Raw genomic sequence first — 8,217 nt, 5'->3', positions numbered from 1 at the left:
TGCCGTCGGGCAGACGGGTGCCGTCGGGCAGACGGGTGCCGTCGGGCAGGAAGGTGCCGTCGGGCAGGAAGGTGCCGGCGGGCAGACGGGTGCCGTCGGGCAGGAAGGTGCCGGCGGGCAGGAAGGTGCCGGCGGGCAGACGGGTGCCGTCGGGCAGACGGGTGCCGTCGGGCAGACGGGTGCCGTCGGGCAGGAAGGTGCCGTCGGGCAGGAAGGTGCCGTCGGGCAGGAAGGTGCCGGCGGGCAGACGGGTGCGGTAGGGCAGACGGGTGCCGGCGGGCAGACGGAGTTCGGAGTTCAAGCAGGCGCCGGTGGTGGGGGTGGGGCAGGTGCGGGTGAGGGTGCGGATGCCGGCGAGCAGGTGGCGTTCTGCCGTGTCAGCGGTCGCGGTGACGTCGTGGGCGTGTGCGGTGTCGTGCCGGTAGAGGGCCGCGGTGGCAATGGTGGTGAGGGTCAGCAGGCCGGCGAGGAGGTACAGGGCGATCTGGAGCTGGCGGACCCGGCGTCGGCGTCGCGGGGTGGGGGTCATGCCGGGTTCTCCTGGGGACGACCGGGACGGCCGAGACCGGGGTTCAGGGTCGGGGTGGTGAGCCGGCGGGCCTGGTCGAGGGCGGCGCGGGCGGCATGGGCGCCGTGGCCGGTGAGGGTGTAGAGCCGGCGCCGGGGACGTTCGAGTTCGGAGGGGTCACGCTGTTCCCAGTGCGAGGTGATCCAGCCGGCGTTCTCGAGACGGGCGAGGATCGGGTAGATCGTGCCGGTGGGCAGGCCGGTGGCTCCGGCGACTTCGAGGCCGTAGTACTCCAGCGTCGGGGCGTGGAGCATGACCTGCAGGACCGCGGCGGTCTGGAAGGTGATCCGCGGCCCGGTGCTGCTCTGTCGACGTCCCACCCCTACCACGCTAAGCGACATGTCTACATAGGGCAAGGGGTGATGGAGGCTTCTACCGCGGAAAGCAGCGGATTTTCTGCGGTAGCGTCACCGGCGACCTGGTCGGACAGAGTCGCCGGACGGGGTCGATTCGGGGTGCTTTTCTGCGATAGCGACGGAGGGGCGACTGTGGGCGTGGTGCGGGCGCTGGCACGGCCTTCCGAGGCGCCGACTGTCGCTGAGGCCGTCGGCGCATTTCTCTCGACGTTGGATCACCCGGAGACGGCGGGAACCCGGCGGGTCTACGCCTCGACGTTGCGCCAGCTGCGCGAGCACCTCGGGCCCGGGTCGCTGGTCGCGGTGCTCGACGACCCGGGGACGGCGAGCACGGTGGCGGGCTGGTTCGCCGAGCGGTGGGGGCCAGCGGCGCCGGCGACGTTCAACCGCAACCTCGACGCGCTGCGCTCGGCGGCCGGCTACTGGCGGGACCAGGGCTGGATCGCCGGTGACCCGACCCGGGCCGTCCGCCGCCGCGGCCGCGCACCTGACCGCAGTAGGGCGCTGGCGCGTGCGGTCGTCGAGGAGCTGCTTGGTCGGGAGGACATCGGGCTGCGGGAGCGGGTGCTGTGGCGGATGTTGTACGAGACCGCGGCCCGCGCCAGCGAGGTTTTGGCCCTCGATGTCGACGAGCTCGACCTGCGTAACCGGTGTGCCAAGGTCCGCCGCAAGGGCAACGCCGTCGACGTCATCGTCTGGCGCACCGGCACCGCACGCCTGCTGCCACGGCTGCTGAAGGGACGGACGGCTGGGCCGGTGTTTCTCACCGACCGGCGGGCCCGCCTGGCGCTCCCACCAGGGGACCTCGACCCGGGTAATGGCCGCGCCCGGCTGTCCTACCGACGGGCCGCAGAGTTGTTCACCGCGGCGACAGCCGGTGCGACGTTGCACCAGCTCCGCCACTCGGCGCTCACGCACGCCGCCGAGGACGGCGCGAACACCTCGACATTGCTGTCCTACTCCGGCCACACCTCGGTCGCCTCGCTCGCGCGCTACGCGCGGGTCTCACCTGAGGCGCTGGCCCGCTGGCAGGCGGGCCGCGATCCGGCGGCCCGCCGCCGCTGAACGATCATTCACCCAAGGAGCTACTCGCGCTTCTGCGCGCTTCTGGCTCTCAGCCGAGCGGCGTTCAATACGGTCGGCACCATGATCCGAATCCCAAGCGCACACCGTAGCCTGCGCCATCCAGGCCTCATGTCCACGAGGTCGGCGGACCATTCCTCGATGTAGCGCGCACGATCGGCGGGATCGTGAAGGGCACGCACGGCCGACAGGACAAGACGCATCGCGATGCCGCTCTTCTGGAGCTCCTCGGCAATACGGCGTGCCCAAAGATCAGCCAGGCCGGCTTCGATGTCGATAGCGGGTGCTTCGGCGAGGTAGGTGTCAGCACCCTCCAGCGCTCGGCGGACCAACCGGAGACGCACCTCGGCCGCCTGGCCGTCGTGTGGACGCTTACCGTCGTTCATAGGGTGCCTCCCTCCTGCGGCAGTCTTCGCGGTTCCGCCAGACGGATGAAGGTCTCGGCGGGAGGGAGGAGTCGCTCGCCGTGGCGGCCGAACTCCTGATGCAGCTTGGCCAGCGCGCGGGTGAAGTGCTTGTTGGCAGTGCTGGCGGCGATTCCGAGGGCGGTCGCGGTCTCAGCCTCGGTGAGCTCGTCCAGCAGGCGCAGTGCGATGACGACGCGCTGCTGTCCGGGAAGCCGATCCATCGCGGCCCGAACCCTGCGGTAGTCCTCGCGCAGATCCGCGTAGGCCTCGGGATCGTCCACGCGGGCGCGGCCGGACGCGGCCAGTTTGCCGAGCATGAGCCGCCGGGCGTTCTGCTTGCTCGCTTCCCGGGCGAGACGTCGCGACAGGACCGTTGTCAGCCAAGCCTCGGGATTGTCCAAGGTCGTCCAGGTTCGCATCGCCTGGAGAAAGACGTCCTGGGCGATCTCTTCCGCAGCCAGCGTGTCACCAAGGATGATCTCTCCTCGTCGCATCGCCCATCCGACGCGGGCTCGGTAGAACGCAGCGAAAGCGACCTCGTCGTCGCTGGTCATAGAGGAGCCACCCTCCCGCGCCGCGTGGCGCGGTGCCGGCCGCCAGCACCAGGCCGTCCAGGACCGGCCCGGTCTTCCGGCGGGACCTCGCCGCGAGCGGTCGGCGCTTCTTCCGCGCGGGGCGCGAGGTCCGCTCCGGAGGCCATCGTCACCTCCCATTCACTGCCGTCGCGCCGCCGTTCCCGCAGGCGGGAACCTGCGGGGAGCGAGGCAAGGATCGCAACGATGACCTTCCCCCGTCTCCACTCGTACAGGAGGCCGCCACCGATCGTAAGAGCGGTCACCGCGATCACGATCACGCTTCGCCGCCTCTCACGTCTGCGTTTTTGGCCGTCAGTACTTATGAAGCCGTGGCAGGCCTGAATGCCGACATGAACGCCTGAGAACTTTCGCCTCGCCGGGTGGAGTGGGACCCAGCGCACCGGTCGATGTCCGGATTGGGAAGATCCGTCCATCGCGACCGAGGAGGCAGGGGCTCAGCGTGCCGGTCAATTTCCTCACCGACGAACAGCGCCGCCGCTACGGTCGGTTCAACCAGCCGCCGGACGAGGTGCAGCTGGGTGGCTTCTTCCACTTGGACGCGGACGCGCGGCGGCGGGCGATGGCCGCGCATGGCCGGCGCAACCAGCTGGGTTTCGCCGTCCAGCTCGGCTCCGTGCGCTTCCTTGGCGCGTTCCTGGCCGACCCGACGGACGTCCCGGCCGTGGTCGTCGACCATGTCGCCGCCCAGCTCGGCCTGGACGCGGATGATCTGAAGGGCTACGGGGAGCGGGAGGCCCGCTGGACGCATCAGGCCCAGATCCGCGGCGCTTACGGCTACGAGACGTTTGGTGCGTCGCAGTGGTGGGCGTTGGCGCGGTGGCTGTATCTGCGGGCCTGGCACACCAACGAGCGGCCCAGCGTGTTGTTCGACCTGGCGACCAACCGGCTGGTCGAGGCGAAGGTGCTGCTTCCCGGGGTGACGGTGATCGAGCGGCTCGTCGCCGGCGTCCGCGAGCGGACCGCCGCCCGTCAGCACCGGCTACTGGCCGCGGCGCCCAGCCCCGCGCAGCGAGCGGTGCTCGAGCAGCTGGTCGTGGTCGAGGCGGGGCGGCGGGTGTCGCGGCTGGATCGGCTGCGTCGTAGCCCGACCGATGTCAGTGGCGCCGGCGTCGTGAAGGCGCTCGACCGCTATGTCGAGATCGACGGGCTGGGCGCGGCCGGCTGGGACCTGAGCGGCGTGCCGGCGGGGCGAATCGCCGCGCTGGCACGATTCGCGAATGCCGCCCGCGCTCAGGCGGTCGCCGAGCTCGCTGACACGCGCCGGCTCGCGACGTTGGTCGCGTTCGCCGCCACGATGCGTCCGGCCGCGGCCGATGAGGCGATCGAGGTGTTCGACCTCGTCGTCGGGGACCTGGTCCGTACCTCCGGGTTCCGCGCCGGGCAGGCGCGGCTGCGCACGTTGAAGGATCTGGACGGGGCGGCGCTGGTGCTGCGCCGCGCCTGGCTGGCGCTCGGTCGGCTCGCCGCCGACCCGGATACCGATGTCCGCCAGGTGCTTGCCGAGCTGGACGTCGCCGCGGTCGACGCGGCGGCCGCCACTGTCGGCCAGCTCGCCCGCGAACCCGACGACACCTTCCAGCCCGAACTACTCGACCGGTACGCGACCGTCCGCCGGTTCCTGCCGCGCCTGCTGGCCGTGGTCGACTTCGACGCGCACGGTGGCCAGGGCCAGCGGATGCTCGACGCGCTCGAGTTCCTCGCCGCCCTGCCCCGCCGCCGCAGCCGTATCGCCCTCGCGCCGGAGGACGTGCCCGCCGATCTGCTGTCCGCTGCCTGGCACCGCCGGGTCTTCCCCGCCGACGGCGTGCAGGCGGGCGGGGTCGATACCCGCGCCTACACCGTCGCGACCGTCGAACGGCTCCGTGAGGCGCTGCGCCGCCACGAGGTGTTCGTCCCCGGCCTGCGTAAATGGGGCGACCCGACCGCCGGCCTACTGACGGGCGAGGCCTGGGAGAAGGGCCGGCCCCAGATCTGCGCCGACCTCGGCCTGAACCCCGAACCCGGCGTGGACGTGGATCGGTGGGCCGGGCGGCTCGACGCGGCCTACCGCCAGCTCGCCGACGGCCTCGCGGACAACCCGTCGGTCCGCATCGAGCAGCGCGACGGCCGAGACCGGCTCGTACTCACCGGACTGGACAAGCTCGATGAGCCCGCCTCCCTGGCGGCGCTGCGCGCCGACGTCGACGCTCGCATTCCCGTGGTCGACCTGACCGAGGCGCTGTTGGAGGTGCATCGGTGGACCGGCTGCCTGGATCACTTCACCCACGTCGGCGGCGCCTCCTCGCGCCGCGAGGACATGACGATCTCGGTGGCGGCGGTGCTCGCCGCGCAGGCGATGAACATCGGCCTGGCCGCCGTCGCCTCCGACACCGTCCCCGCCCTCGCCTTGGATCGGCTGTTCTGGGTCGAGCAGAACTACCTGCGCGCCGCGACCCTCACCGCCGCGAACGCCGCCCTCGTCGACTACCACACAGCCCTGCCGCTGGTCGCCGCCTGGGGAGGAGGCGAGCTCGCCTCGGCCGACGGGCTGCGGTTCGTCGTCCCGGTCCGCACGATCAACGCCGGGCCGAACCCGAAGTACTTCGGCCGCGGTGCCAAGGGCGTGACCTACTACAACTTCACCTCCGACCAGTTCACCGGCTTCCACGGCATCGTCATCCCCGGCACCCCGCGCGACTGGTACTACCTGCTCGAAGGCCTTCTCGACCAGGAGACCTCGCTGCGCCCGGTCGAGATCGCCACCGACACCGCCGGCGCCTCCGAAATGGGCTTCGGGATCTTTCGCCTGCTCGGCTGGCAGTTCTCCCCCCGCCTCGCCGACACCGGCTCCGCGACCCTCTACCGCGCCGACCCGGCCGCCCACTACGGCCCGTTGAACAACCTGATCCGCACCCGGGTCAACACCGCGATCATCACCGACAGCTGGGACGACCTGCTGCGCGTCGCCGGTTCCCTGCTCACCGGCGCGGTCCGCCCCGCCGAACTGTTCCGCTACCTGACCGGCGGCGGCACCCCCACCCCGGTCGGGCGGGCGCTCATCGAGCTCGGCCGCCTCGACCGCTCGACCTACCTCGCCGGCTACCACGACGACGAACTTCTGCGCCGCCGAGTGAACACCCAGCTCAACCGGCAGGAATCCCGCCACCAACTCTGCCGCAAGATCTGCCACGGCCAGAAAGGCGAACTCCGCCAGCGCTACCGCGAAGGCCAAGAAGACCAGCTCGGCGCCCTCGGGTTCCTGACCAATGCCTGCATCCTGTGGAACACGGTCTACACGACCCGCGCCCTCGACCAGATCCGCGCCGAAGGCCACCCCGTCGCCACCGCCGACATCGCCCGGCTCTCACCCCTCGGATTCGACCACCTGCGCATGCTCGGCCGATACAACTTCTCCCTGCCCGACGACATCCGCGCCGGCCAACTCCGCCCCCTGCGCACCCCGCCATCCGGCCCCTGACGGGTCCGGCTCGGCTACTCGCCGGAGGCCGGTGGGATGGCTGCGAGTGTGCGGCGGACGTGCTCGTGCGACAGCCCGACGAACGCGCCGATCCGCCGCAGCCCCCAGCCCTCGTCCTGCGCGGCGGCCATCGCCGCGGCCAACGCGGGCGAGGTCACCTCGTCCACCGCCGCCCGCAGCTCCGTCAATACCCGCAGCCGCAACGCCGGCGCCAGCTCGACCAGCTCAGCGCACAGCCGCTCGACGTCCGTCCGCAGGAACGCGACCTTCTCCGAACTCACCCGGCCAGCCTGACCAGACACCAGCAGGGCTGTCAACGGATGTGACACCAACCCCGGCTTCCGGTTCTGTTCCTACTCAACCCCCGGGTTCAACGCCGACGGCCAGCTGGGCGACGCCACCACCGTCAGCAGTTCCACCCCGGTGCGCGTCGCGGGCCTCGACGACGTCAGCGCCCTCGCCGCCGGGACCTCCACCGCCTACGCGCTGCGCCGCGACGCCACCGTGCGCGCCTGGGGGTACAACAGCGGCGGCGAGCTGGGCGACGCCACCACCACCAGCAGCTCCACCCCGGTACAGGTCCGTGACCTGACAGACGTCACCGCGCTCGCCGCCGGCGACTTCTGCGGCTACGCGCTGCGCCGCGACGGCACCGTGCACGCCTGGGGTGCCAACAGCGGCGGAGCGCTCGGCGATGGCACCACCACCGACCGGACCAGCCCCGTGCAGGTCGCCGGCCTGCACGACATCAGCGCCCTCGCCGGCGGCGGCGCGGCCGGCTATGCGCTGCGCCGCGACGGCACCGCCTGGGCCTGGGGCGGCAACCACCACGGCCAACTGGGCGACGCGAGCACCCTCGACCGCTCCACTCCCGTCCGCATCCTCACCCCCACACCGCTCGCCGCCCTCGCCGCCGGCAGCGACGCCGCCTACGCCCTCGGCGGCCCCGATCACCGACCCCACCAGCCGCCGTCGGCCGACCTGCGGGTCATTCCCACCCTCGCGGCCGCCCCGAGCGTGGCCATCGCGCAGGCAGGCGGATCGGCACCAGGATCATCCCCGCTGGCCTCCTACACCATCGACTTCGGCGACGGCACCCACCCCAGCCCAGGCACGAACCCGACAGTGACCCACCTGTATTCCCGGCCCGGCCGCTACCCGGTGACCCTCACCCTCACCGACCGCACCGGCGCCACCGCCACCCGCACCGCGACGGTCGCACTCGCCGGACCACCCGCGCGCGGGCCCGCGATCTCCTGGCGGCGAAGCCCACCCCCCCTGGGCTGCTCACACTGCTTCGCCGTCACCGTCACCAGCACGGGCACCGCCCCCCTGATCATCAGCGCGGTCATCCCGGCACCAGGCAGCGGGGCCGTCCCCCGCAGCACCTGCCCCGCCTCGCTGCCCGTCGGCGCCTCCTGCGTGATCTCCTGGTCCGACGTGCCGGGAAGCACCGACGGGGACCTGACGAACATGAACGTCGCCCTTCACCACAACGCCCCCGGCCGGCTCACCCTCGTCTGACCTGCCCGCCCTAGAGGCAGCGCCTGGCCTCGAGGGCGGCCGCCCGAACCCGCCCTCACGACTGTCAGCGGACCCTCGCACCGAACGGACCGGTGTCTGCTGCGCCCGCACCGGAGGTGGGCGCGGCGGGGGAGCGCAGGGCGCGGAGTTCGGCGGCGAGGTCGTCGGCCTGGCGTTCGGCGCGTTCGGCGCGCAGGCGCGCCTCGGCGCGGGCGTCGGCGAGGAC

At 72.1% G+C, this 8,217-nt stretch carries 7 protein-coding genes and 2 pseudogenes; 4 read left to right on the top strand and 5 right to left on the bottom strand.

Annotated elements, in window-relative coordinates; genetic code table 11:
- Window positions 1-529, bottom strand: a pseudogene (locus tag MXD58_RS14530) (hypothetical protein); the annotation flags it as partial.
- Entirely contained in the window at window positions 526-888 is a 363-nt protein-coding gene (locus MXD58_RS14525) for a PadR family transcriptional regulator (RefSeq protein WP_248841385.1), read from the bottom strand. The pseudogene MXD58_RS14530 and the gene MXD58_RS14525, both read right to left, overlap by 4 nt.
- 168 nt (window positions 889-1,056) lie before the next feature.
- Here MXD58_RS14525 and MXD58_RS14520 point away from each other — a divergent pair, with 168 nt between their 5' ends.
- Window positions 1,057-1,989, top strand: coding sequence for a tyrosine-type recombinase/integrase (locus MXD58_RS14520; protein WP_248841384.1), 933 nt, complete (start codon window positions 1,057-1,059; stop codon window positions 1,987-1,989).
- A 20-nt stretch (window positions 1,990-2,009) separates the two neighbouring features.
- Here MXD58_RS14520 and MXD58_RS14515 read toward each other — a convergent pair whose 3' ends face one another.
- Both MXD58_RS14515 and MXD58_RS14510 read right to left on the bottom strand, forming a co-directional pair.
- A complete protein-coding gene (locus tag MXD58_RS14515; RefSeq protein WP_248841383.1) occupies window positions 2,010-2,393 on the bottom strand; it encodes a hypothetical protein in 384 nt (127 codons plus the stop codon).
- Entirely contained in the window at window positions 2,390-2,968 is a 579-nt protein-coding gene (locus MXD58_RS14510; RefSeq protein WP_248841382.1) for an RNA polymerase sigma factor, read from the bottom strand. The genes MXD58_RS14515 and MXD58_RS14510 overlap by 4 nt, the downstream gene beginning before the upstream one ends.
- Before the next feature lie 481 nt (window positions 2,969-3,449).
- On the opposite strand from MXD58_RS14510, the gene MXD58_RS14505 reads away from it, so the two are divergent.
- Complete coding sequence (locus MXD58_RS14505) at window positions 3,450-6,467, top strand: Tn3 family transposase (protein WP_248841381.1); 3,018 nt, start codon at window positions 3,450-3,452, stop codon at window positions 6,465-6,467.
- A gap of 14 nt (window positions 6,468-6,481) precedes the next feature.
- Here the strand turns inward: MXD58_RS14505 and MXD58_RS14500 are convergent, their stop codons facing one another.
- Window positions 6,482-6,748: a hypothetical protein gene (locus tag MXD58_RS14500; protein ID WP_248841380.1), complete on the bottom strand. Its 267-nt coding sequence runs from the start codon at window positions 6,746-6,748 to the stop codon at window positions 6,482-6,484.
- Between the two features lie 97 nt (window positions 6,749-6,845).
- Between MXD58_RS14500 and MXD58_RS31120 the strand changes: the two are divergent.
- Both MXD58_RS31120 and MXD58_RS14495 read left to right on the top strand, forming a co-directional pair.
- A pseudogene (locus MXD58_RS31120) lies at window positions 6,846-6,941 on the top strand (hypothetical protein); the annotation flags it as partial.
- A 30-nt stretch (window positions 6,942-6,971) separates the two neighbouring features.
- Entirely contained in the window at window positions 6,972-7,991 is a 1,020-nt protein-coding gene (locus tag MXD58_RS14495) for a PKD domain-containing protein (RefSeq protein ID WP_374616116.1), read from the top strand.
- The last annotated feature ends 226 nt before the right edge of the window (window positions 7,992-8,217 follow it).

The sequence above is a fragment of the Frankia sp. AgKG'84/4 genome (assembly GCF_023242965.2).
Taxonomy (GTDB): domain Bacteria; phylum Actinomycetota; class Actinomycetes; order Frankiales; family Frankiaceae; genus Frankia.
The sequence above is the reverse complement of the archived record's forward strand: the minus strand, read 5'-3'. Positions and strand labels throughout refer to the sequence as shown.